General features: G+C 43.5%; 22 protein-coding genes. All 22 read left to right on the top strand.

From position 1 onward, the window contains the following. The 22 genes from flgE to B3S93_RS15015 all read left to right on the top strand — a co-directional run bounded on the left by flgE (position 1) and on the right by B3S93_RS15015 (position 25,547). The gene (gene flgE / locus B3S93_RS15120) at positions 1-1,284 is read left to right on the top strand and encodes a flagellar hook protein FlgE (protein WP_292400891.1); all 1,284 of its coding nucleotides are present in this window, start codon (positions 1-3) and stop codon (positions 1,282-1,284) included. Positions 1,285-1,329: 45 nt separating this feature from the next. Further along, the gene (gene flgF, locus B3S93_RS15115) at positions 1,330-2,073 is read left to right on the top strand and encodes a flagellar basal-body rod protein FlgF (RefSeq protein WP_292356215.1); all 744 of its coding nucleotides are present in this window, start codon (positions 1,330-1,332) and stop codon (positions 2,071-2,073) included. 33 nt (positions 2,074-2,106) lie between these two features. Continuing rightward, a complete protein-coding gene (gene flgG / locus B3S93_RS15110) occupies positions 2,107-2,892 on the top strand; it encodes a flagellar basal-body rod protein FlgG (protein ID WP_292400887.1) in 786 nt (261 codons plus the stop codon). Positions 2,893-3,042: 150 nt separating this feature from the next. Further along, on the top strand, positions 3,043-3,750 hold the full coding sequence (gene flgH / locus B3S93_RS15105; RefSeq protein ID WP_292400884.1) for a flagellar basal body L-ring protein FlgH: 708 nt from the start codon (positions 3,043-3,045) through the stop codon (positions 3,748-3,750). Positions 3,751-3,760: 10 nt separating this feature from the next. Further along, positions 3,761-4,858 (top strand): flagellar basal body P-ring protein FlgI, encoded by a 1,098-nt coding sequence (locus B3S93_RS15100; protein ID WP_292400882.1) that lies wholly within the window; start codon positions 3,761-3,763, stop codon positions 4,856-4,858. Positions 4,859-4,864: 6 nt separating this feature from the next. Next, positions 4,865-5,836, top strand: coding sequence for a flagellar assembly peptidoglycan hydrolase FlgJ (flgJ, locus tag B3S93_RS15095; protein WP_292400879.1), 972 nt, complete (start codon positions 4,865-4,867; stop codon positions 5,834-5,836). A gap of 31 nt (positions 5,837-5,867) precedes the next feature. Then, a complete protein-coding gene (gene flgK, locus B3S93_RS15090; protein ID WP_292400875.1) occupies positions 5,868-7,259 on the top strand; it encodes a flagellar hook-associated protein FlgK in 1,392 nt (463 codons plus the stop codon). A gap of 14 nt (positions 7,260-7,273) precedes the next feature. Next, a complete protein-coding gene (gene flgL / locus B3S93_RS15085; protein ID WP_292400872.1) occupies positions 7,274-8,179 on the top strand; it encodes a flagellar hook-associated protein FlgL in 906 nt (301 codons plus the stop codon). Positions 8,180-8,215: 36 nt separating this feature from the next. After that, positions 8,216-8,983 carry a glucose-1-phosphate cytidylyltransferase gene (gene rfbF / locus B3S93_RS15080; RefSeq protein WP_292400869.1) on the top strand — a complete coding sequence of 256 codons (768 nt, stop codon included), beginning with the start codon at positions 8,216-8,218 and terminating at the stop codon, positions 8,981-8,983. Beyond that, entirely contained in the window at positions 8,947-10,047 is a 1,101-nt protein-coding gene (rfbG, locus tag B3S93_RS15075) for a CDP-glucose 4,6-dehydratase (RefSeq protein WP_292400866.1), read from the top strand. Before rfbF ends, rfbG begins: the two co-directional genes overlap by 37 nt. Beyond that, the gene (locus B3S93_RS15070) at positions 10,044-10,601 is read left to right on the top strand and encodes a dTDP-4-dehydrorhamnose 3,5-epimerase family protein (RefSeq protein WP_292400862.1); all 558 of its coding nucleotides are present in this window, start codon (positions 10,044-10,046) and stop codon (positions 10,599-10,601) included. The genes rfbG and B3S93_RS15070 overlap by 4 nt, the downstream gene beginning before the upstream one ends. After that, positions 10,598-11,824, top strand: coding sequence for a class I SAM-dependent methyltransferase (locus B3S93_RS15065; RefSeq protein ID WP_292400859.1), 1,227 nt, complete (start codon positions 10,598-10,600; stop codon positions 11,822-11,824). Before B3S93_RS15070 ends, B3S93_RS15065 begins: the two co-directional genes overlap by 4 nt. Continuing rightward, entirely contained in the window at positions 11,821-12,666 is an 846-nt protein-coding gene (locus B3S93_RS15060) for an NAD-dependent epimerase/dehydratase family protein (protein ID WP_292400857.1), read from the top strand. The genes B3S93_RS15065 and B3S93_RS15060 overlap by 4 nt, the downstream gene beginning before the upstream one ends. Positions 12,667-12,690: 24 nt before the next feature. Then, positions 12,691-13,713, top strand: coding sequence for a radical SAM protein (locus tag B3S93_RS15055; protein WP_292356237.1), 1,023 nt, complete (start codon positions 12,691-12,693; stop codon positions 13,711-13,713). After that, positions 13,713-14,993, top strand: a complete 1,281-nt coding sequence (locus tag B3S93_RS15050; protein WP_292400855.1) for a glycosyltransferase family 4 protein — start codon at positions 13,713-13,715, stop codon at positions 14,991-14,993. Before B3S93_RS15055 ends, B3S93_RS15050 begins: the two co-directional genes overlap by 1 nt. Further along, the gene (locus tag B3S93_RS15045; protein ID WP_292400853.1) at positions 14,987-16,192 is read left to right on the top strand and encodes an FkbM family methyltransferase; all 1,206 of its coding nucleotides are present in this window, start codon (positions 14,987-14,989) and stop codon (positions 16,190-16,192) included. The genes B3S93_RS15050 and B3S93_RS15045 overlap by 7 nt, the downstream gene beginning before the upstream one ends. Beyond that, on the top strand, positions 16,182-17,201 hold the full coding sequence (locus tag B3S93_RS15040) for a radical SAM/SPASM domain-containing protein (RefSeq protein ID WP_292400850.1): 1,020 nt from the start codon (positions 16,182-16,184) through the stop codon (positions 17,199-17,201). Before B3S93_RS15045 ends, B3S93_RS15040 begins: the two co-directional genes overlap by 11 nt. 5 nt (positions 17,202-17,206) lie before the next feature. After that, on the top strand, positions 17,207-18,370 hold the full coding sequence (locus B3S93_RS15035) for a class I SAM-dependent methyltransferase (protein WP_292400847.1): 1,164 nt from the start codon (positions 17,207-17,209) through the stop codon (positions 18,368-18,370). Between the two features lie 28 nt (positions 18,371-18,398). Next, on the top strand, positions 18,399-19,502 hold the full coding sequence (locus tag B3S93_RS15030) for an FkbM family methyltransferase (protein WP_292400843.1): 1,104 nt from the start codon (positions 18,399-18,401) through the stop codon (positions 19,500-19,502). A 34-nt stretch (positions 19,503-19,536) separates the two neighbouring features. Beyond that, the gene (locus B3S93_RS15025) at positions 19,537-20,331 is read left to right on the top strand and encodes a cephalosporin hydroxylase family protein (protein ID WP_292356246.1); all 795 of its coding nucleotides are present in this window, start codon (positions 19,537-19,539) and stop codon (positions 20,329-20,331) included. A gap of 42 nt (positions 20,332-20,373) precedes the next feature. Next, positions 20,374-24,549: a glycosyltransferase gene (locus tag B3S93_RS15020; RefSeq protein ID WP_292400839.1), complete on the top strand. Its 4,176-nt coding sequence runs from the start codon at positions 20,374-20,376 to the stop codon at positions 24,547-24,549. 161 nt (positions 24,550-24,710) lie between these two features. Then, positions 24,711-25,547, top strand: coding sequence for a flagellin (locus B3S93_RS15015; RefSeq protein WP_014707546.1), 837 nt, complete (start codon positions 24,711-24,713; stop codon positions 25,545-25,547). Positions 25,548-25,563: the final 16 nt, after the last annotated feature.

Here is a 25,563-nt window from a genome sequence, read left to right as displayed (position 1 = left end):
ATGTCATTTAATACCGCATTAACAGGCCTCAATGCCGCCACTGCCGATTTGAATGTGAAATCAAACAACATCGCCAATATCAATACCATTGGTTTTAAAGGTTCACGAGCAGAATTCGGTGATGTTTACGCCCTGTCTACCTTTGGAAACAGCAATACTGCTATTGGTACTGGTGTTGTATTGAACAATGTGGCTCAGCAATTTAATCAGGGAAACCTGGAAGTGACCAATAATTCGCTGGATTTGGCGATTAGTGGCAATGGGCAGGGGTTTTACGCATTGGCACCCGCTCTGGATACTGAGCAGGTTTTATATAGTAGAGCCGGTGCTTTTAATATTGACCGCGATGGCTACATCACCAATAGTTCTGGGCAATATTTACTTGGTTTTCCCGTCAATGCAGATGGCAGTGTATCTTCTACTGCTTTGGGTGGGACAAATCCGATTCGTTTGCCAGTTGCAGCGGGTGTGCCTCAAGCCACAACAGAGGTTGATATTGCTGCCAATCTTCCCTCTACAGCTACCGACATTGATCCCGTCGCAACGCCGATCGATCCGAACGATCCATTGACCTATACCAATTCAACTTCCAGTAATATTTTTGATTCGCTGGGTAACGAAAGTACATTGACCTATTACTATCAGAAAACCAATGTTCCGAATGAGTGGAATGTCCAGGTGTACATTAACGAACCTACCGGCAGTCAGACTTTAGTTGAATTTGGGGCTGGGCAAACGACCAAAACACTGACCTTTGACCCGGCTTTAGGTGGGGCTTTGGATGCCGGGGTAACTCCAACTGAAACGTATACGTTTTCCGGGTTGAGTAGTGGTGCAGTTGATTTGAGTTTTGAAATTAATTTTGCCGGTTCTACACAGAACTCAGCGGCCTTTACCGTGTTGGATACCGATCAGAATGGTTTTCCTACCGGCCGGCTGACAGGCTTGGATATTGATGATACCGGCTTGGTACAGGCCCAATATTCAAATGGTCAAACCACTAACGTTGCCAAAATTGTATTGGCGGACTTTCCTAACCCTCAAGGGTTAAAACAGATTGGTAATACTGCCTGGGAAGCGACATTGGATTCAGGCGATGTGCGGATTGGTGAAGCAGGCACAGGCAGCTTTGGTTTGATTCAGTCAGGTGCACTGGAAACCTCAAATGTTGATTTGACTAAAGAGCTGGTTGGCTTGATTACTGCACAGCGTAATTTCCAGGCGAACTCGAAAGCGATAGAAACCAATAATGCCATTACCCAGACCATTATCAACCTGCGTTAATTTCGCGGAGTTGTTTGATATGCATATAGAAAAAAGAGGCTAACTATGGATCGCATGCTGTTTATCTCTATGAATGCGGCTCAGCAAACCATGCTGGCGCAGGCGACCAATGCCAATAATCTGGCTAACGTTAATACCACGGGCTTTCGTGCTGACTTGGAACAGTTCCGTTCCATGCCGGTGTTTGGCGAGGGGTTACCCACCCGTGTTTATTCAATGACAGAGCGTCCAGCGACTGATTATCAGCAAGGCAGCGTACAGTCAACCGGTCGTGAACTGGATATTTCTGTACAAGGTGAAGGCTTTATTTCTGTCATGGGCAAAGATGGTCGTGAAGGTTATACCCGTGCAGGGGACTTACATGTTACCGAGCTGGGACAATTAGTTACCGGCACGGGTTTGCCGGTAATGGGCGAGGGTGGACCTGTTGCCATTCCTCCGGCAGAAAAAATTGATATCGGTGCTGATGGCACAATTTCCATTCGCCCGATTGGCGGTGCTGAAAATGAGTTGGCAGTTATCGATCGAATCAAGCTGGTCAAGCCTGACCTGCAAAACGTTTTTAAAGATCAGGATGGTTTGCTGCGTATGTCGGATGGCACCGAAGCACCGTTGGATGCCACAGTTAAGGTTGCCTCTGGAACCATTGAAGGCAGCAATGTGAATGCTGTGGGTGCTTTGGTCAATATGATTGAACTTCAGCGTAAATATGAAATGCAAGTCAAAATGATGAGCACTGCAGAAGAAAACAGTGCCGCATCGGCACGCTTGTTGCAGTTAAATGGTTAGTAACAGAGCAATAGTGTTTTTAGGAGAAACTTTATGAACCAGGCATTATGGATTGCGAAAACCGGGCTTGATGCTCAGCAAACACGGATGTCGGTGATTTCAAATAATCTGGCGAACGTGAACACCACAGGGTTTAAACAGGATCGTGCAGTATTTGAAGATTTGTTGTATCAGACAATTCGCCAACCTGGCGCGCAAACGACTACCGATAATCAACTACCTTCCGGTTTAATGATTGGTACAGGTGTTCGCACAGTAGCCACTGAAAAATTGCATACTCAAGGCAACATTATCCAAACAGATAATGCCCTGGATGTGGCAATTGATGGTCGGGGCTATTTTCAGATCCTGATGCCTGATGGCGATCTCGCCTATACCCGTGATGGGACATTCCAGATTAATTCCGATGGCGATATGGTGATGTCTAACGGCTATCTTCTGGATCCCGGCATTAATATTCCAGATGACGTGCAAAGCATTACCATTGGTGCCGATGGTACTGTCAGCGTAACGCAGCCCGGAGATAATGAACCAACTGTCATTGGCGAAATTGAATTGGCTGACTTTGTGAATCCTGCCGGTTTGCAACCCGTTGGTGAAAATCTGTTTAAAGAAACCGGTGCCAGTGGTGTGCCTATCGTCGGTACGCCCACACTGGATGGTTTGGGACGAGTCATTGGCGGGGCTCTGGAAACCTCAAACGTCAATGTAGTGACCGAACTGATTAACATGATCGAAACCCAACGGGCGTATGAAATGAATTCAAAAGCCATTTCCACAGCCGATCAAATGCTGCAGTACGCTAGCCAAAATTTATAGAAATATTCACAGTGCCCCGATAACGCGTCTGATATGTTTCGGGGCTTTTTTATGTCTGGTAGGAAGATCCAGTTTTCTTGGATTAAAACACGATTGTGGCATGGACTCTGCAAGCTCAATTTTATAGATATGTTTGTTTCGGAGATCCATATGAAATTCATTTACCGACTGTTGGGAATCACTTCACTGATTTTGCTTTCCGCATGCGTCAGTAATGAAGTAAAACGTGACCCCGCCTATGCTGCAGTGCGGCCGGTGGCTACTGCTCCAGTAGAACGAAACGATGGTGCTATCTTTGACACGCGTAGCAATATTACCTTGTATCAAGATTATAAAGCCCGTCGGGTAGGCGATATTTTGACAGTACGTTTACAAGAGCGGACTGATGCCGAAAAAGAAGCCACCACGACAGTTGATAAAACCAGCTCAAACAATATTAATAATCCAACTATATTTGGTACGACCCCTCAATTCAGTCTGCCCAGCGGCCTTCCTTTGGCCAATACGGATGACAATAATCTTGCTTTTAGTACCGGTGCTAATAGCAGTTTTGAAGGGGAGGGTGAAAGTGAACAGAACAACTTCCTAACCGGTGATATCAGTGTGTCTGTGGTGGAGGTGCTGTCAAACGGCAATATGATTGTACGTGGTGAAAAAGTGGTCACCATTAACCAGGGCAATGAGTATGTTCGGTTAACCGGCATGATTAGCCCCCGGGATATTGATGCCACCAATACCATTTCGTCTATTCGAATTGCCGATGCTCAAATCACTTATGTGGGCGATGGACCGGCTAATGATTCCAATGCGATGGGCTGGCTTAGCCGGTTCTTTATCAGCGCGTTAATGCCTTTCTGAGGTTAGCAAAATGAAAACTCTTCTAAATGCAATTTTTGCCGCTTTTTTGCTGTTGATAATGTCAACTGCCCAGGCTGAGCGAATTAAGGACTTGGCCTCTATCGGCGGAGTACGGGATAACCAGCTGGTGGGATATGGTTTGGTCGTTGGTCTCAGTGGAACCGGTGACAAGACTGCTTTTACCGGGCAGACGCTGAGGAGTATGTTGCGTGAAATGGGGGTGACCTTACCCGCTGGTGTTAATCCGAAAAGTAAAAATATAGCGGCAGTTTCTGTCCATGCTGATTTGCCGCCTTTTGCTAAACCTGGCCAAAACATTGATGTTACTGTGTCATCACTGGGCGATTCCAAAAGTCTGCGTGGCGGCAGCTTGATCATGACGCCGTTAAAAGGTGCTGATGGTGAGATATATGCTATGGCACAAGGTAACCTGGTGGTGGGGGGCTTTGGTGCTGAAGCGGGGGATGGTTCTCGGGTCACCGTCAATATACCTACTGCAGGGCGGATTCCCAATGGAGCAACAGTCGAGCGTACCGTTCAGAATGCCTTAAATGTTGGTGATCATATTATCCTGAATTTGCACCGGGCTGATTTCACCACAGCGAGCAGATTATCGGATGCTATCAATCAGACGTTGGGACGAGGCACAGCCAGTTCTATGGATGCAGCATCCGTCAGGGTCAATGCGCCGAGAGATCCCAATCAACGTATTCCATTTTTATCTTTAATTGAAAACCTCGAACTGAGCCCGGGTGAGGCTCCAGCTAGAGTCGTCGTCAACTCTCGTAGTGGTACCGTGGTGATTGGTCAGAATGTTCGTGTCAGTCCTGCTGCGGTAACCCATGGCAGTTTATCGGTCACCATTTCAGCAGATCCTGAAGTGTCCCAACCCAATGCTTTATCAGCTGGGCAGACTGTTATCACACCCAACTATGATATTGAAATATCCGAAGAAAACAGCAGGATGTTCGTGTTTAACCCCGGCGTGTCGCTGGATGAAATTGTCCGTGCAGTGAATCAGGTTGGGGCTGCACCTGGTGATTTAGTGGCAATTCTTGAAGCATTGAAACAGGCTGGTGCCTTGCGTGCTGAATTGGTAATCATCTAATCCGACATGACGATTCCTTCTAATATTTCGCAAAATGCAGTTGACTTTCATGGTTTGAATCAACTGCGTGAATCGGCCCTAAAATCCGAGAATAAAGCGAATACTTTGCAGCAGGTGGCGGCGCAGTTTGAAGCGCTTTTCACGACGATGATGTTGAAAAGTATGCGTCAGGCGAGTTTGGCAGAAGGTATTTTCGATTCCAATCATAGCAAAACCTATCGTGAAATGGCCGATCAGCAACTGGCAATGGATTTATCACAACGCGGGGGACTTGGATTACAGGATGTCATTGTTCGGCAATTAGGTGGTCAGACAAATACTAATGCGAATATGCCCTTGCCCGGGCAAACGTTCAGCATTGATACGGTGACTATTCGTCAGGATTTACGACGTGCAGTGAAAGAAATCCATGAAAATGCTCTGGATGCAGATAGCAAAGAGCTCTTATCCGACACGGAACACAAAAAATTTCCCCAGCGCTTTAAAACGCCTGAAGAGTTTGTTAACTATCTGTGGCCACTGGCACAACAGGCAGCCGACAAAATGGGGACGACACCTGAAGTTATTTTGTCTCAGGCGGCACTTGAAACCGGCTGGGGACGATATGTCTTAAAAGATGGTGAGGGACAGTCCAGTTTTAATCTTTTTAACATTAAAGCGGATAGCCGATGGGATGGGGAATTCGTTGCTAAAAATGCGCTTGAATATCGTGATGGTAAACCCATAGCTGAGCAATCGCGGTTTCGTTCTTACGATGATTATGCTCAAAGTTTTGAGGATTACGTCAGCTTCCTCCAGTCGCAACCCCGCTACCGAGAAGCATTAAAACATGTTGGCGATCCGGAAACTTTTGTAGAAAAATTGCATGAAGCCGGCTATGCAACCGATCCGCAATATGCTGACAAGATTAAACGCATTATGAATGGCGATACACTGGCACAGATTTCGCATAAAAATATTCAGAACCTGGGGTATTAACCTAGAAAACAGCTCGCAGAGGATTATCTAAATGAGCATGCTGAATATCGGTAGTTCGGCTTTATTAGCCGCCCAAAATGCATTAGCGACCACCAGTCATAACATCAGTAACGTTAATACGGCGGGGTATTCGCGTCAGCGTACCGATCAAGGTACACAGCCAGCCAATTTTGAAGGTGGTTACTACATTGGCAATGGTGTTGGCGTCACCGGAGTTGATCGTATCTTCAATCAATTTCTGGTCAATCAACTACGCACCTATACCTCTGCTGAATCTCAGCAAGACGGTTTTTTGACATTTTCCAAACAGGTTGATGATCTGCTTGGCTCTTCTTCACTGAGCATCAGTGGTGGATTGGAAGCGTTTTTCAATTCTGTTCAGGAAGTTGCCAATGATCCAACGTCGATTGCCGCCAGACAGGTGATGCTTACACAAGGTGACTTGCTGGCCAACCGGTTTAATACGATGGACAGTCAACTGGGCGAGTTGGACAGACAGATTGATAACACTCTCTCGGCGTCAATCAAGGACATCAATGTGCTTTCTCAGGGGATAAAGGATTTAAACCTATCTATTTCCGAGTCCTTGGCTGCTGGTTACAATCCCAATGATTTACTGGATAAACGCGATAAATTGATTGGCGACTTGTCGGAATTGGTCTCGGTGAATGTAGTCGAGCAGGATAATGGAGCAGTAAATGTTTTTATCGGAAATGGACAAGGGCTTGTGGTCGGGAATAGTCGGGTTGAACTGTCAACGATTGCCGACAATAGTACCAATCCCCCCCGTACTGCTATAGGTTATGGTCCCTCACAAATTAATATTACCCAGCAGCTTAGTGGTGGTGAAATAGGTGGTGCGATACTGGCAAGAACGGATGTCGTGGATAGTACGCGTGCCGAACTGGACATATTAGCTGAATCGATCGTGACCGCATTTAATACTGCTCACGGTAATGGTATCGATCTAAACGGCAATGCCGGCACAGATTTCTTTGATGCTGCTGGTACGACAGCCGCTACTATAAGTATGAACATTACGGATACGCGATTAATTGCCGCATCCTCTACCACCAATCCGGGCGTAGGTAATAATGAAAATGCACTGGCCATGGCGGCCTTGCAAACCGATAAGACCACCGTGATACTCAATCCCGGCCCTCCAGTGATTTCTCGCTCATTCAATGATCAATATGGCTCAATCGTTTCTCAAGTGGCGACTCGCACTAATCAAGCAACTGTCTCTCAGGAAACACAAGCAGGGTTGGTGAGTCAGATCCGTCAACGTTCGGAAAGTGTATCAGGGGTTAATCTGGATGAAGAGGCGGCCAATCTGATCAAGTTTCAGCAAGCCTATCAAGCGGCTTCGCAAATAATCACAGTATCGAATACCGTGTTTAATTCGTTAATTAACGCATTTTAGGAGATTAACCAACCATGCGTATCTCCACAAATAGCATAACTCAACAAGGCTTGGAGGCCATGCTGAGACAACAGAGTGAATTGGCTAAAACCCAATTACAGGTTTCATCCGGCAAGCGGATTCAAACACCGTCGGATGATCCCATTGGCGCCGTTAAAATGCTCGATTTACAAAGACAGATTGGTCTTTCACAACAATATCAAGATAATGCCGATGTTGCTGATAGCCGCTTAAGCACTACGGATGGAACCCTAAAAAGCGCTGGTGACATCATGCAGCGCATTCGAGAGCTGGCAGTACAGGCGCTGAATGATACGAATAGTGATGAATCACGTCAGGGTATTGCTGAAGAAATTAATCAACTAAATGAAACACTGGTCGCTTTGGCTAATACGACAGATTCAAATGGGGAATATCTGTTTTCCGGTTATCAATCTGATGTGCAACCATTTGATACCACAACCTATGCCTATAACGGGGATGGCGGGCAACGACAATTACGAGTCAGTGATGGCTACCTTGTTGCTATCAATGAGCCAGGCAATGATTTGTTTATTACCCAGACAGTAGCAGGTCCTAATCAAGCCATTTTCCAGACCATCCAGGATTTTACTACTGCTCTTTCCAATGGCACTGTAGGTACCGGAGCGAATGATGGCGATTTTCTCGCAAACATGGACTACGCCATGGATGCTTCTCTGGACGCCCGTACCCGGATTGGTACGCGGCAAAATGCAGTAGAACAACAACGTGAAATCAATGACAGTTCACAGTTCAGTATGACCACAACGCTTTCTCAAATAGAAGATCTCGACTATGCTGAGGCAATTACACAATTAAATTTACAATCAGTGGGTTTACAGGCAGCCCAACAAGTGTATGTCAAAGTGCAGGGGTTATCTTTGTTTAACTTTTTGTGAAACACTTAGACGCAACTTAATCACAGTAGATTAACTATGAAAGCAGTCATTCTTGCCGGTGGCTTAGGCACCAGAATCAGTGAAGAGTCTCATCTAAAACCCAAACCGATGATTACCATTGGTGGCAAACCGATTATCTGGCACATTATGAAACAGTATTCTCATTACGGTGTGAATGAGTTCATTATTTGTCTGGGCTATAAAGGCTATGTCGTAAAAGAATATTTCGCCAATTATTTCCTGCACATGTCAGATGTGACGTTTGATATGGCCAATAATGAAATGCAAGTCCATGAAAAGCATGTAGAACCCTGGAAAATCACGTTGATTGAAACAGGGGAAGACACCCAAACGGGTGGACGTTTGAAGAAAGTAAGAGATTATATTGGCAATGAGACCTTTTGCTTCACTTACGGTGATGGCGTTTCCGATATTAATATTCAAAAATTGATTGAGTTTCATCAATCACACGGCAAATTAGCCACAGTTACAGCTATTCAACCGCCGGGTCGATACGGCGCACTTAATTTGAATAGTGAGAGAGTTGAACAGTTTCAAGAAAAGCCAGCAGGTGATGGTTCATGGATCAATGGCGGCTTCTTTGTGCTCGAACCAGAAGTTATGGATTTTATTGATGGTCCAACGACAGCATGGGAAGAATCACCGCTAAAAAAACTGGCAGATCAGCAGGCGTTAATGGCCTATCGCCATACGGGATTTTGGAAAGCAATGGATACGCTCCGAGATAAAGTCAGCCTGGAAAATTTATGGCAAACCACGGCTCCATGGAAGGTTTGGGAGTAATGTTTGCTGATATTTATCGTAATAAAAAAGTATTAATCACTGGTCATACCGGGTTTAAAGGAAGTTGGTTGACATTTTGGTTATCCCAAATGGGGGCCAAAGTGTATGGCATTGCTTTGGAGCCTGATACTGAGCCCAATCATTGGGCTTTATTACAGCTCGATATTCAACAAAAGCTTACTGATATCCGTGACTATCGAACCCTATCAGAAATTATTTCAGACTGGCAGCCCGACATGGTTTTTCACTTGGCGGCTCAACCCCTTGTCAGGATATCTTATAGTGAGCCTCTCGAAACTTGGTCAACCAATGTAATGGGTACGGTTAACCTGTTAGAGGCATGTCGTCACGTACCTTCGGTGAAAGCCATTGTGGTTATCACCAGTGATAAGTGTTATGAGAATCATGAAAAAAAAGATGGATACACGGAATCCGATCCTCTGGGCGGTCATGATCCCTACAGTGCTTCCAAAGCGGCGACAGAACTGGTTGTTGATAGTTACCGAAAATCATATTTCAATCTGCAAGATGTTTTATTGGCTTCTGCCCGGGCAGGGAATGTTATTGGTGGGGGAGACTGGTCGGTTGATCGATTGATCCCGGACGCTGTCAGAAGTGTCACGAAAAAAGTCCCGTTAGAAGTTAGATCTCCAGAATCTTCAAGGCCATGGCAACATGTTTTGGACTCCTTGAGCGGTTATCTGCTATTGGGGCAAAAATTATGGGAGCGAGAGCAGGCCTGCGCTCAGGCCTGGAATTTTGGTCCTGTCTCGGGGCAGATTGCTACTGTGAGTGATGTGTTGGAGTCCATCCATGCACATTGGCCAGCATTTACATGGCATATTGCCAAACAAGACGTACAACATGAGACGATCTGTCTGGGGATTAATAGTGACAAAGCACGTAAGCAATTAGGTTGGACACCCGTCTGGGACTTAAATAAAGCCACAGAAAATACAGCGCTTTGGTATAAGAGTTTGCAACAAAATGGTCGTGTGGCTACAGCAAGTCAATGGCAACACTACATTGATGATGCCAACAAAGTGGGAGTCTGTTGGTCATGACAATGCAACGGATATCTCTGGATATCCCAGACGCTTTTGTGATCAAACAAACCTCGTTTAAGGATCAACGAGGGGAGTTTTCCAGATTATTTTGTCAGAAAACATTGGCCCCTATCCTTGCCCAGCGCGAAATCAAACAAGTGAACTTCAGCAGGACGACCACTAGAGGGACTGTTAGGGGGCTGCATTATCAGCGCTCTCCTGAAGCGGAAATGAAGTTTATCCGTTGTATTCAAGGTGCCGTATGGGATGTGATGGTGGATTTACGGCCTGACTCACCAACATTTCTCCAATGGCATGCAGAAGAATTAAGTCAGGAAAACGATACGATGATCGTCATTCCGGAAGGGTGTGCTCACGGTTTTCAGGCATTAGCGGCAGAAAGTGAATTGATTTACTTTCATACCGCTTTTTATTCCGCAACGGCTGAAGCGGGAGTTCATGTTCAAGATCCTGATTTAGCCATCGATTGGCCGCTGCCGGTAAATAACTTGTCGGTAAGAGATTCCGAATTACCTACAGTGGCGAAGTGGTTAAAGGATTTATCTGGATGAATTGCCGGCATTGTAAAACACCATTAACACATACATTTCTGGATCTTGGCGTTGCCCCACCCTCGAACGCCTATTTAACGGCTGAGCAACTCACCCAGCCAGAAACGAAATTTCCATTAAAACTGTATGTGTGTGATCGCTGTTGGTTAGTTCAGACAGAAGATGTCACGGCGGCTGATAAATTGTTTACAAATGATTACGCCTATTTTTCTTCAGTTTCTCAGGGCTGGTTATCGCATGCTGAACGTTACTGTCATCAGATTATCCAACGCTTGCAGCTGGATCAGAATAGTTTGATCGTCGAGGTCGCGGCGAACGATGGTTATTTATTAAAAAACTTCGTGGCTGCAGCGATACCTTGTTTGGGTATTGAGCCTACTGACAGTACTGCTGACCATGCCGAAAAATTGGGGATCCCCATCCTTCGTGAGTTTTTTGGACAGCAACTGGCACAAGAACTCACTGAAAAAAGTAAACAGGCTGACCTGATCATTGGTAATAACGTTTATGCACATGTACCTGACATAAACGATTTCACCGCTGGATTAAAGACTCTGCTTAAAAAAGATGGAACCATTACTTTAGAGTTTCCACATTTGCTTCAGCTCATTCAGCATCGACAGTTTGATACGGTTTACCATGAGCATTTTTCCTACCTCTCTCTTAACACTGTATGTCAGATCTTTGACAAGGAAGGATTAAGAGTTTTTGACGTAGAAACACTGCCAACCCATGGCGGTAGCTTGCGAATTTATGCCTGCCATCATGCTGATAAACGCAGCACAGAACCCGATGTCATCCGTTTATTAGCAGAAGAAAAAACGTTTGGTTTATCGAAACTCAACACCTATACCGGATTCCAAGGGTATGCCGAACACATTAAGCAACAGTTAATTGATTTTTTAACCGAGCAAAAGCGATTGAATAAATCGGTGATAGCGTACGGTGCAGCAGCAAAAGGTAATACATTACTCAACTATGCTGGTATCTCAACTGATTTACTGCCATTGGTTGTGGATGCTGCAGCATCAAAACAAGGCAAATATCTTCCTGGTTCACACATTCCGATTTTAGCTCCCGACCAAATCACCTTAAAAAAACCGGATTTTGTACTGATTTTACCCTGGAATATTGCTGAAGAGGTGATGCAGCAACAGTCACATATCCGAGAATGGGGTGGGCAATTTGTGACGGTAATTCCGGAACTGCAAGTTTCATCATGAAATTACTGGTGACAGGCGCGACCGGTTTTATTGGAAACCATTTAGTCATTCAAGCACTTCGACAAGGTCATCAGGTCACGGTAATTACACGAGATAAATCGAATGTTCTCAATAGGGATTGGGGGCATCAGGTCGGTATTATTGAAGTTGACATAGAGAACCCCGAGACTAAGTGGCCTGACACGATAGCCAGTCATGATGTACTTATTCATTTAGCGTGGAGTGGTCTGCCAAATTATCAACAAAGCTTTCATCTGGACGTTGTTTTACCGGCACATAAGCAGTTTTTACAAACCATGATTGAGGCTGGAATCCAACATATTCTGGTGACGGGAACCTGCCTTGAATATGGCAAAAAAGCAGGAGAACTCACGGAATCTATGCCGGTATTTCCAGATGTTCCGTATGCTCAGGCTAAAGATAATCTTCGGCAATGGCTGGTTTCTTTGCAGAAACAGCGACCTTTTACACTTCAATGGTGTCGCTTGTTTTATATGTATGGATCAGGCCAACATGCTAACAGCCTGTTATCTCAATTAGAGCAGGCGATTGAAAATGGCGACCCTGTTTTTAACATGTCTGGTGGTGAACAGGTAAGAGATTATCTGGCGGTTGAAACGGTGGCGCAATATTTGCTTAAAGTCATAGAACGACAAGAATGTAACGGTATCCTCAATATATGTAGTGGCGAGCCGATAACTATTTTAGAACTAGTGAAACGGTTTATAACTGCACGTCAAAGCAACATAGAACTTAATCTTGGATATTACCCATATCCAGATTACGAAGCTATGGCTTTTTGGGGTAACGCAGACAAATTAAAACAATGGATAATATCTTGAATTATTTGAGATTAGGGGAAACAAATGAAAGCTGAAGTTAAACCTAGAATTAATCTGGAGGAGCGCACTCCTTTACAGGATGTCATCCCTTTAGCTACACCGATGATCCTATTTGTTGATCCTGCCAGTGCTTGTAATTTTGAATGTACTTTTTGCCCAACAGGCCACAAAGATCTGATTAAAGATACTGGCCGTTTTGTTGGCAGAATGAAGTTCGAAGTATTTCAGAAAGTGATTGATGATCTGGCGGGTTTTAGTCAGCCGATAAAAGTGCTCAGAATGTATAAGGATGGCGAACCATTATTAAATAAAGAAATGGCGAAGATGGTCGCTTACGCCAAACAAAGCCCGTTTGTGGATTATATTGATACCACCACCAATGGCTCTTTGATGACCCCTGAGCGAATGGGGCCAATCCTTGAGGCCGGCTTAGATAAAATTAATATCTCAGTTGATGGCATGAACAAAGAGCAGTACAAAAAATTCACCAATTTCAATTTTGATTTTGAACAGTTTGTTGAAAACGTCAAATGGTTATATGCCAATAAAGGCAATTGTGAAATTGTGATGAAAATTCCCAAAGAGTTGATCACTGAAGCACAGCAACAGGAATTTTTTGATGTATTTGGCGATTACTGTGATCGTATTTCCTTGGAAAACTTTGCCCCTTGTTGGCCTCAATTTGATGTCGAAGAAAAAACCGGAATAAAGATTACAGAAGGCATTTATAACCAACCGATTACCCGAACCGATACTTGCCCGTACATTTTTTATGGCATGTCAGTCAATGCTGATGGATTGGTCAGCTCTTGTTTCCTTGATTGGGAGCGACGCTTGATTGTCGGTGATGTGCGTGAGCACAGCTTAAGAGAAATATGGAATTCGACAGAGTTTAACGATTTACGCCTTCAGCACTTGGAAGGAAGACGCAACGAACATCCTGTCTGCAATAATTGTGGCCAGTTGACGCACTGTCTTCCTGACAATATTGATCCTTATCAACCTGTCTTACTCGAACGATTCAAGGCACATTTGGCGAGTCGGTAGTGAAAGTAATTCACCTCACTCCACATCTGGGAGGAGGCGTTGGACGGGCATTATCAGGGTTGCTCCAACCATCGGAACATCATGTGGAACATGTGTTTGTTTGTTTAGAGCAGGCTGAAAAAGATCACTTTATAAAGTTGATTATCGCTTCGGGCCATCAGGTGATAGTTGAACCTGATGAACAACAGCTAAAACACCTGATAACCGAGGCAGACATTGTGCAATTGGAATGGTGGCGCCATCCAAAAACGATTTCGGCTTTATTGAAATGCTGTCATCTGCCTATGAGGCTGGTGGTTTGGTGCCATGTTTCCGGTTTGTATAATGAAATTATTCCTGAAGCACTAGTTGAAATATCTTCACGCTTTATTATGACGTCAGCCTGCACTTATCAGGCTGAATCAATACAGTCTCTGCTGGAAGTAAATAACAAAAAGTTGGCAGTTATTCATAGTAATAATGGTCTGGAACATTGGCCTATATCGGCGGCCTGTCATCCCCAAAAAAACTTGTCAGTAGGTTATCTTGGAAGTTTTAACTTCGCTAAATTGCATCCAGACTACATTTATTATCTGGCTAAGGTTGAATTAACACCGTTCACAGTGACGATGATTGGCGACGACTTTAATGCCGACACGTTGATGGCACAAGCGAAGCGTTTAGGCCGAACTGATTTGTTAATGTTTACTGGTTACATCCATGATGTCGCCAAATCTTTAGATAAAATTAATGTTTTGGCGTACCTACAAAATCCGAGACACTATGGAACGAATGAAAATGCCTTGCTGGAAGCAATGGCAATGGGCATCGTGCCAGTGGTGTTAAATAATCCTGCTGAATGTGAAATTGTGGAACATGGTAAAACTGGTCTAGTGGTTAATGATCAGACGAGTTTTGCTGAAGCCATTCTATGGCTACACCAGCATCCTCAACAACGAACAGAAATGGGGGGAAACGCGTCGGCGTTTGTTCGTGATCGACATGCATCAGGCAAAATGCAGCAAGCCTTTGATGAACAATACAACTTGGCTATGCAAATGCAAAAGCAGGCAATTGCTTTTGATAACATTTTTGGGGGAACTCCCGCCCAGTGGTTCTTATCCTGTCAACAGCAAGCAGAATTGTTTAAAAATGATGGCTTTATTGAGCGCCCAGAAGATGATTTTTTGCGTCACAGTATGATGGAGGAGACCAAAGGCTCTGCAATACATTTTCATCGATATTTTCCGCAGGATGAATTGCTTGCGAAATGGGCTGGAGGAGTCGCTTCCTTATGCTGAGGCGATTTGATGCATTACCCGATATGGCAATGGTCAAACAGTTGCTGCAACAACTGGTAAGGCAAACCATTGCCGATCCAAGCCGTCATGTGGATAAGCCACTTGTGTTTTACGGGGCTGGGAATTTGGGCAGGATGGCTAAAGTTTATTGTGATCGACTGGGCATTAAAATTGAAGCCGTGGTGGATCAGCAAGCGGATCAGCATCGGCAGGATCCCTTTTGGCAAGATGTAACCTTACTTCTTCCCGAAGACGTACCATTACAATTAAAACACTCATCTTTATTAGCTATATGTGTTGCTAATGCGGTGTTTTCTCATTTACAGGAAACATTGACTGAACAGGGGTGGCAAGATGTGGTGCACTTCTATGATATTAGCGAAGCTTATCGCGATAAGCACCCACTTAGTAATGGTTGGTTTTGCGCTCAGCTATCAACGGAAGAGGCGGAACAGATTTCGACTGTGATGGAGCAGTGGAATGATCCTCAGTCTCGTGCTTACCACCTTCAGTTCATTGCCTGGCGGCACCTTCGCCAAGATTGGTTGTTTGCTGGGGCTGAAATGCAACCAGAGAACCGCTATTTGATTCCAGAAGTAAAGTCCGTCGTGCATCAGCAAGAGGTTATTGCTGATATTGGTGCTCACCAGGGAGAAACGTCTTTATTGCTTCTGGATGCTTTCAATTATCACTATAAGTCGTTATGGATATTTGAACCTGATCCTGAAAATCTGTCCCTGATAGAGTCGAAGCTGGAAAAACTCATCAGTCGAGACCGTGACCAAGTTCATCTGTATGGTACAGCCTTGTCAAATGTTTCAGGGATGCGTCAATTTTTTGCTGGCGCGGGATATGCATGTCAGCTTAGCGAAATCGGTGATACTAGCCTTAGTGTTAAGACATTTGATGCCTTTGATGTACCGGTAACCTTCATGAAATTACATTTGGAAGGGGAAGAGTTGAATGTGTTGCAAGGGGCTGAAAAAACATTGCGTAAACATCGACCCATTGTTACAAGCACGGCGTATCACAATCGTTTAGGACTATACAAAATGGCAGCGTGGTTAATGAAAACTTTAGACAATTACCAGTTCTTTTTTCGTCTACATAGTGGTTGTGGCACAGGCGCTGTAATTTACGCGATACCATCGGAACGTTATCAGCGAACCAACAATGCTGGAGTCAATAATGAAAGCTGAAGTTAAATCAAAACTCAACCCAGAAGACAGGGTTGAATTGCAGAATGTGATTCCTTTAGAAACACCTTTCCTGCTGTATGTCGATCCTTCCAGTGCCTGTAACTTTCGTTGTCAGTTTTGTCCAACGGGACACATTGATTTGATTAAAAACTCCGATTACAAACGAAGTTTGATGGGGTTAGGGTTATTCGAAAAATTAATTGATGAGCTCGCTGAATTTTCGCAGCCACTTAAAGTGATGCGGATGAATAAGATCGGTGAACCTTTATTAAATAAACAACTTGCAGAAATGATTGCTTTAGCCAAAAACAGTGGACGGGTTCAACATATTGATCTTGCCACCAATGGCGCTTTATTTACGGAAGAATTGCTGACAAAAATGATTACAGCGGGTTTGGACCGTCTGAATATCTCATTGGAAGGCATTAATGCTGAGCAATATCTGCAACACGCAAAAGTAAAAATAGACTTTCCAGAATTCGTCAGAAAAATCAAATGGCTTTATGCGAATAAAGGTGATTGTGAAGTAACCATAAAAGTCCCTGGTAACTACCTTAGCCCTGAGCAGCAACGCGAGTTTTACGATACTTTTGGCGAGTATTGCGATCGAATTTTTGTGGAAAGCATCGCCCCAATTTGGCCTGAATTTGATATTGAAGAAAGAAGTGGCTTTGAGGTGCAGATGGACCAAGGCCAATATCAGCAAAGTCTCGAAGAAAAAAGTGTGTGCAGTTATCTTTTCTACGCCATGGCCGTGAATGCCGATGGAACCATCAGTGCGTGCTGTCCCGATTGGGATCAAAAACTGGTCATTGGCGACTTAAAGCAGCAAAGCATAAAGCAAATCTGGAATTCTGAAAAAATGCTGGAGCTGAGAGTTCTGCATTTGGAAGGTCAACGAAAGACCAACCCGATTTGCCGTAACTGTGGCCATATTAAATACGCTCAGGTGGATAATATCGATCGCTACAAAGAAGTGCTGCTAACCAAGTTAAATGCAAGTAGGTAAAGTACGTGAGAAAAGATGAAATTTGTCCAGCTTGCCTGGCAGAGACCCATCATTTGACCGATTGGGAATATAGTGGTCTTGATGCATCAATCTTTAACTATACCGCACAATGGCATAGCTGTGATAACTGCGGATTAGTCTATGTCGCAAATATTGATGATGAGACTCTGGCTCAATTTTATGCCAATGAATGTAGTTATTTTGAAAATGACCATTTTGATATTACTTCGCCTGCAAATGTGACTAAATATCAGCACTACTATGATTTTTTAGCGAAGGCTGGTTTGGAACACACACCTATTACGGATATTGGGTGTGGTCGGGGCGGGTTTTTGCAATGGCTAAATAAACAAGGTTGGCAAGCCAACTGCATTGGTGTGGATGTGGATTTAAAAAGCATGCCTGTTAGCCAAGATAACAGTGATAATTCACCCATTAGTTTTCAAACCGGCGGCGCTTTATCGTTGCCATTTACTGTTAGCAGTCAGCATTTATTGACGTATTTTCATGTCTTGGAACATATTCATGATTTAGATTCTGTTCTTAAAAATGCTCATAACGTTTTAATGGACCAGGGACATATATTGATTGAGGTTCCAGATGCAGAAAACTATGCCCAACAACCGATTGGTACAGCATTCTGGATGGGCATTCGTGAACATATCTACCATTATTCAGCACAATCATTGAATACCGCGTTAAACCTACATGGTTTTGAAATTGTTTCCTGTCAAAGAGCGATGTTGCCGACGCCGGAATTTGAGTATCCTTCGCTGATGATTTTAGCCAAAAAAACTGAGCGTCCTTCCCCGGCTGTATTTGAGCTAACCGATAATATTGCAAACTATGTGTCTTCTGCACAGCGTGCGCTGAACGACCAGGCAGAGACACTTATCAGTTTAGCGAAGCAGCATTCTCAACTGACAATATGGGGGCTTTCAACGCAATTATTCAGTCTATTGCCGAAATTAAACGGAATTGACTACCGGTTGTGTGATGCCAGTAAACAAAAACAGAAAAGTCATTTTCAGCAGCAATCTATATACGATCCGAATGAGATTCAGCCGGAAGCATTACTGGTTATCGCTCCATATTTACATGCTGAAAAAATAGAAAATGCTGCTTTGTCCCTGGGTTGGTCCCCTCGGTCTATTTATCGATTGCAATAAATGCTAAAAGCCAAGAATGGAATATGAAATGAAATATAAATCGGAAGATGTTCTTGAACTAGTTAAAAACTTGGCCCCTCTAGTGGATGAAATAGATCAAAATTTTATCAATGGTGGTGTGATCTATGGTGCTGGATTTGTAGGCACATGGGCGTGTGAGCATCTGCAGAACCTTGGGGTGAAAGTGGACGGTTTTTTAGATAGAGATACTAGAAAAACAGGTTCAAAAATACATAACGTTTTAGTTAAGTACCCTGAGCAAGCGGAAATAGAAAAAGTCTCCGCCATGCTTATTGCAGCAAGACATGTAGTGAAACAGGTTGCTGATGAAATGAGCAATTATGATTTCCCTGTCATGTCATTTGATGGGTATTTTGTGGTAAAAAATTACGCTAGATTAGCGAGTGTTAGAGATAATTTTTTTCAGGATGAAAAGTCCATCGAAACCTTTAATGCCTTGCTCATCGCCATGTTGACCGGTTCGGTTGATAGTTGCCTGCAAGTGATGGAAAAAGACATGTATTTTGGCTTGCCTGAGTTTTCTGGCAATTTTGATGAAATATTTGTCGATGCAGGTGCTTTTGTTGGCGATAGTGTAGAAAGGTTTATTTGGGAAAACCTGGGGACTTTCCGACATCTGTATGCGTTTGAGCCGGGCTATAAACAATTTGCTGCCATGACCAAAAGAATGGAACGGTTATCACAGGAGTGGGCGATTGATGAAAGCAAGGTTTCATTAGTAAAAGCCGGTCTTTCCTCTGAACAAGGACGTATGAATTGTACTTTTGTAAATGATGATCCGCTTCGCCATGGTTTAGCTGAGGCTCCAGATGAGGCTACAGAAATTGATGAGCGTATTAGCTCAGCAGTATGGACCTTAGATGCTTATCTTGCAGGAAAACCCATTACATTTTTAAAGGCGGATGTTGAAGGGATGGAAATGCCTCTCCTCAGGGGCGCTGAAGAAACGATCAAGAAATATAAACCCAAAATGGCATTGTGTGTATATCACTATCCGAGCGATCTTTATGAGATTGCTGAGTATGTCAGACAACTTGTTCCAGAATATCAATTCCGTTTACGTCAGCATGCCCCGCTTTTTGGTGATTTTGTTTTGTACTGTTACGTATAGACGATAGCGATTGTAATTAAAGGTTAAAAAAAGCATGGAAAAAACGCCGTTAGAACAATTTAAACAAGATATTACCGATCGTGTCCGTCAATATCCTGACAATCAACCATTACAATCAGCCTCTCAAGAGTTTTTTAACCAGATTGGCATTGGAAAAGCAGATTATGTTTATAACTTTACCTGGTTAGGTGTGCCGATAATCCAGATACCTCAGGATTTATATGCTCTTCAGGAAATTATCTGGAAGGTGAAACCCGACTTGATAATCGAAGCAGGTATCGCTTGGGGAGGAACCTTGATCCATAGTGCATCAATGCTCGCTATTCTGGAAGCATGTGACGAAATAGACAAAGGCCATGTGCTGGGAATAGATGTTGAAATCAGACCCCATAATAAAGTCGCTTTGGCCAGTCATCCCTTGAGTAAAAAAATTACCATGCTAGAAGGCTCAAGCATTGATGAGAGCATTATTGCTCAGGTAAAAGAGTTTGCGAAAGATTACAAAAGGATCATGGTGTGTCTGGATAGTAATCATACGCATGATCATGTTTTAGCCGAGCTTGAAGCTTATGCCCCCTTAGTGAGTCCGGGCAGTTATTGCATGGTAGGTGATACGGTAATAGAGGATGCTCCAGACGATATGACGTCTCAACGCCCCTGGGGAAAGGGAAATAATCCCAAAACGGCTGTTTGGGCCTATCTGAAAAAACTTGAAACGGAATCAGTTGAAGCAGCAGATGGAGAAAGACTGATGTTTGAAATGGATAAAGAATTAGAACATAAAGTAGTGCTGACAGGATCGCCAGATGGTTATCTGTTGAGAAAGTAAACTCATATAGTCCAACATCAGATACCACCTCAGGAAGAAACAATGACAACAATAAAGCAGGACGGAATATTAACCATCGGCATCACCAGTTATAACTATGGACATTTTATTGGTGAGGCTCTTGAGTCGGTTATCAATCAAACTTCCCCACATTGGAAGTTAATGATTTACGATAATGGTTCAACCGATAATACGTTTGAGGTGATCGAACCCTATCTTGAAGATCCTCGAGTGTCATTGTTTGTCCATGAAAAAAATATTGGTGGCACAGCCAATAGCATTTATGCGATTCGGCAAGCTGATAGCCAATATTTTTCATTTCTACAGGCTGATGATTTTCTAGAACATAACTTTGTTGAGGATGCGCTGGAGCAATTTAAAATTCATCCTGAAAGTCCGTTTGTTTTTTTCAACTGGCAGCAATACATCGAGCAAACGAAAACGCGATACGATCACAATCGTTTTCCCTTTTCCCCGGACCGTTCTGGTCCTCTTTTTATTGGTCCTTTCCTGACTATATTCAACTTTGTTCCCTTACATATGGCGGCGTTCAGAACCGAATGTTTGCAATATGGATATGAGGCTTTAGTGGCGTCACCATTAAAGCAAGTAGGTGAACAATTTGTCTTGAAACTACTAGAAGATAAATACGGTATTGGCTGTTATACCGGCACAATGGGGGGAGTATGGCGACGTCATGACGCTCAAATGACGGCTTTGCATGTGCAAAACAATGTCGCTTTTTTGGAAGAGCCAGCTGAACGTCATTGGTATATCAAAAAAACACCCAATCCAAACCATATAAACGTGTTTATGGCACTTGCGACCTCCATGTTCAAACTTTCTCCAGGAAGCTTATTGACCACGGCGGACTGGCTGACTCATACAGAAGGTCAACGTTATGCAGAGAGCTTTGGTGTGCCCGTTGAAACAAAAAGAGACAATATAAAACGAGTAGTACTTGTGGTTGTGCTCAAAGTGGCCACCTATGCTCAGTTGACGCTGTTTCAAGAGGATGATTTAGTTAACTGGATAAAGTCATTAGGCTATGAATTCACTGAAACCGCCTTGAAGGAATTACTGTTTGACATTTTATCCACTGAAGGTGAGGTACTGCTCAACCAAAAGGAAATTGAGCAAATTTGTCAGTTTTGTTTTAAAAATATTAAGCCGCAGCATATCAACCCTCAAGCGGAAAAAATCCGTGACCTGATTAACAGTCAACTTTTTCCTGTACAGAATCAGACGGGACTACCATTACTGTCAATTGCACGGTCAATGTTGGAAAAGAGGAGAAATATTTTCTCTTCTGCAGAAGAGAGAGAACTGTTTTTAATCACTGTGTGTAAAGCGGCCTTCGATGCAATTGTTCAGCGCTATAAAAATGCAATCAGTCCTGAGGATGCCGTTGAGCTCCATGATTTAATGAAAGCCCTGCTTGATCACAAACAGATCGTCGAGCAAAAAGCCCTTGCACTTCAACTCCGATCAGAAATTTATGAGTGGCAGTTAAATATTGATTATCAACGTTGGATTAAAAATCATGCCTTATTAGAAATCGATGCCCAACTTCATGCAGAAAGAATGATGAGTTGGTCAGTTCAGCCAACATTCCATTTGTATATGTTTATGTTTGAGGGTGAGGAAAATCTTTTAGCGAATACCATTGACTCACTTGCAAAACAGTTCTATCACAATTGGAAGCTAACGGTTATTGCTGATGGACTTGCACCCGATGTGATGTTTGATGAGCTGGATGTGTTGGAGTGGCAAAGTTTCCCCGCTGAACAAGACCCATACGTTTTTCTGAATAATTTGATAATGAAGCAGTCAGATGGTTGGGCCATGTTTGTACCGGCAGGTGTGCAGTTTGAAGCGCATACATTTTTGAGTATGGGAGACTATATTGATAAATATCCACAGCAAAAATTATTCTACAGCGATGATGATTTAATTTCCGCTAATGGAACAAGGCACTCTCCACGGTTTAAGCCGGACTTTAATCTCGATATGTTGAGAAGCAAAGATTATGCAGGTTTAGTGCTGTGCGAGAGTAACCTGTTCAGAAGTTTAGGCGGATTTGACATGTTGCCTGCGCATGAAAATTATGGCCTCACGTTTAAAGCCTTTGAATTGTTAGGATCGTCTGCAATAGGTCATATTAGTGATGTGTTGATTCACCTTCCAGAAACGATTCAAGGGCAAATGAACCAACCCACAATGCAGATGGCTGTAGAACAGCATTTAAAGCGTTTGGGTATAAATGCATACCTAGAACCAGGGCTGGCACAAAATAGCGTTCGAGTAGAGTATGAGTGGCCTGTATCACCTCTAGTTTCTATCATTATTCCAACAAAAGATAAAATTGAGTATCTCCGACCATGTGTTGATTCTCTGCTTCTGAAAACGACTTATTCAAACTTTGAGCTGATTATTGTCGATAACCAAAGCGAAGATCCAGATATTTTGGAATATATTAATGTGCTTCAAGCAAACTACGGTGAGCGGGTTAGGCGACTGGAATATCCCTACCCATTTAATTATGCAGCAATAAGCAACTTAGCCGCAAAAGAGGCAAACGGCGAATATTTACTGTTCTTAAATAATGATACGGAAATTTTGCACGCCGAATGGTTAGATAGAATGGTCAGGCATGCACAACGGCCGGAAGTTGGCATTGTCGGAGCACGTTTAGTTTACCCCGAGTCAGGATTAGTGCAGCATGCGGGTGTTATTTTGGGCATGGATAGTGTTGCGGATCATCTTTTCTTAGGAGTGCGGGATATACACGAATCAGGCTATATGGACCGCGCACATTTAGATCAAAACTTTTCTGCTGTAACAGCTGCCTGTTTGATGATTCGAAAATCTATTTATGATGATGTCGGGGGTATGGACGAGGAAAATCTGGCTATTTCCTATAACGATATTGATTTATGTCTAGAGGTACGGGAAAAGGGATACTTAGTGACTTGGACTCCTTATACAGTCTTAGTCCATCACGGAAGTGTCAGTCAAATAAGCGAATTTTCTCCAAGAGCTGACGAAAATTCCCGAAGATTTCTGCGTGAAAAAACATTTATGTTGAAAAAGTGGCTTCCTCAGATAGCCAATGATCCTTACTTTAACCGTCATTTGACTCTTGCAACCAGAGAAATCCAAATCGAAGCCCAAATGCCCACTAATTGGGATACCAATTTTCATGATAGAAATCGTGTGCTTGGGCTGCCATTAGCTGGTGGAAGTGGTGATTACAGAGTGATTCAACCTTTTAGTGCTCTTAGTCATGCAGCATTGGCACAATGTGAATATTATCGATTTAATCATAATTTCACCAAACCGATTATGATCTCGGAATATGCTCGCATTGCACCGGAGACAGTGGTGTTTCATGCCGCTTTAAATGATCTCCAACTTAAACAATTAGACCAGCTTAAAGAATTTTTACCCGAGGTTTTCCGGGTTTATAGTATTGATGATTTACTTACTAACGTGCCGGAGCAGAGTTCAGCCTATAAAGAAATAAAGCGTCATTTTGCTGACGCAAAATCACGAATGAGGCGCGCGCTGCAAGCTTCGGATAGATTAATTGTCTCGACACAACCTTTAGCAGACCTTTGTGCTGGTATGATTGAAGATATCAGAGTTATTCCTAATCGCTTGCCAAAAGAACCATGGCTTTCGGTCACTTCGTTATCTAATCAAAGCGAAAAGCCTCGTGTCGGTTGGGCCGGCGCGCAGCAACATCAAGGTGATCTGGCCATAATGTTTGAAGTAGTTAAGGCGACTGCAGATGAGGTGGATTGGATATTTATGGGCATGTGTCCAGAAAATATTAAGCCTTATGTCCATGAGTATCATCATTTTGTACCAATGGCCGATTACCCTGCAAAACTTGCCAGCTTGAATCTGGATCTGGCTATCGCGCCACTGGAACTCCATCCTTTTAATGAATCAAAAAGTAATCTACGGTTATTAGAGTATGGAGTATTAGGCTGGCCGGTTATCTGTACCGATATTTATCCGTATCGTACCAACAATCCCCCAGTTATTTATGTGCAAAATCAAGTAGATGAATGGGTGGCGGCAATCCGGCAAATATTGGCCGATAAAGCGGCATTAGCTGATGCCGGTTCAGCGTTAAAGGCATGGGTTCTCAAGCATTACATGCTTGAGGATCATCTGGATGAATGGCTTGAGGCTCTGACAAGAAATTAATACCAAATCTATAGGGCCTGTTTGGCCCTTTATTTTTCTAGGTTTACGCTTACCACATTGAAAAAATAAAGATTATTGGCACGAACACTGCTTAGTTGAATTCATACCTGTTCGGAACGCCGGCAGGTTCTGAATAGAATCGCTCAATTAGGGAGAGTGTTATGGCACTAATCGTCAATAGTAATCTGGCATCTTTGAATGCTCAGCGTAACCTGAGCACTTCGCAAAATGATCTGAATACAGCTTTACAACGTTTATCCTCTGGTTTGCGAGTTAACAGCGCCAAAGATGATGCTGCTGGTCTTTTTGTGGCTCAACAACTTACTCGAGATATTCGGGGAACAAACCAAGCTGTTCGTAATGCAGCAGATGGTATTTCATTAGGACAGACTGCTGAGGGTGCGTTAGGCCAGGTAGCCAACAATCTTCAGCGGATTCGTGAAATTGCTATCCAGGCGTCAAACGCCACGGTTGGTGATCGCAGCGGTTTACAAAAAGAAGTAGATCAGTTGACCCAGGAAATTTCGCGTATTGTTCAAACCACTGAGTTTAGTGGAACCAAGCTATTAAGTGGGGCAACCTCTCTGGTCTTCCAGGTTGGTGCCAGTGGTTCAACAAATAACCAAGTGACTCTGGATACGGTTAATATTACGGGTATTGGTGGTTATTCATTAGATTTAACTGCAACCGGAACAATCAATGTCAGTGATGCCTCAAATGCATCTGCAGCATTATCAGGATTATCAACTGATATTGATACGGTTAACCAGACTCGTGCAACCTACGGTGCTTTGCAGAACAGATTTGAAGCCGTTATATCTAATCTGCAGAATTATGCCGAGAATTTGACTGCTGCACGTAGTCGGATTGAAGATGCCGATTTTGCGGCTGAAACAGCCCGATTGACTCGTGCTCAGATCCTGCAGCAGGCAGGTACATCAATTCTGGCACAGGCAAACAGTTTGCCACAGAGTGCATTAACCCTATTGCAGGGCTAATTATGATGGCTTCAAA

The sequence above is a fragment of the Methylophaga sp. UBA3613 genome (assembly GCF_002375415.1).
Taxonomy (GTDB): Bacteria; Pseudomonadota; Gammaproteobacteria; order Nitrosococcales; family Methylophagaceae; genus Methylophaga.
Note: the sequence above shows the minus strand (reverse complement) of the source record. Positions and strands in the feature narration are given on the sequence as shown.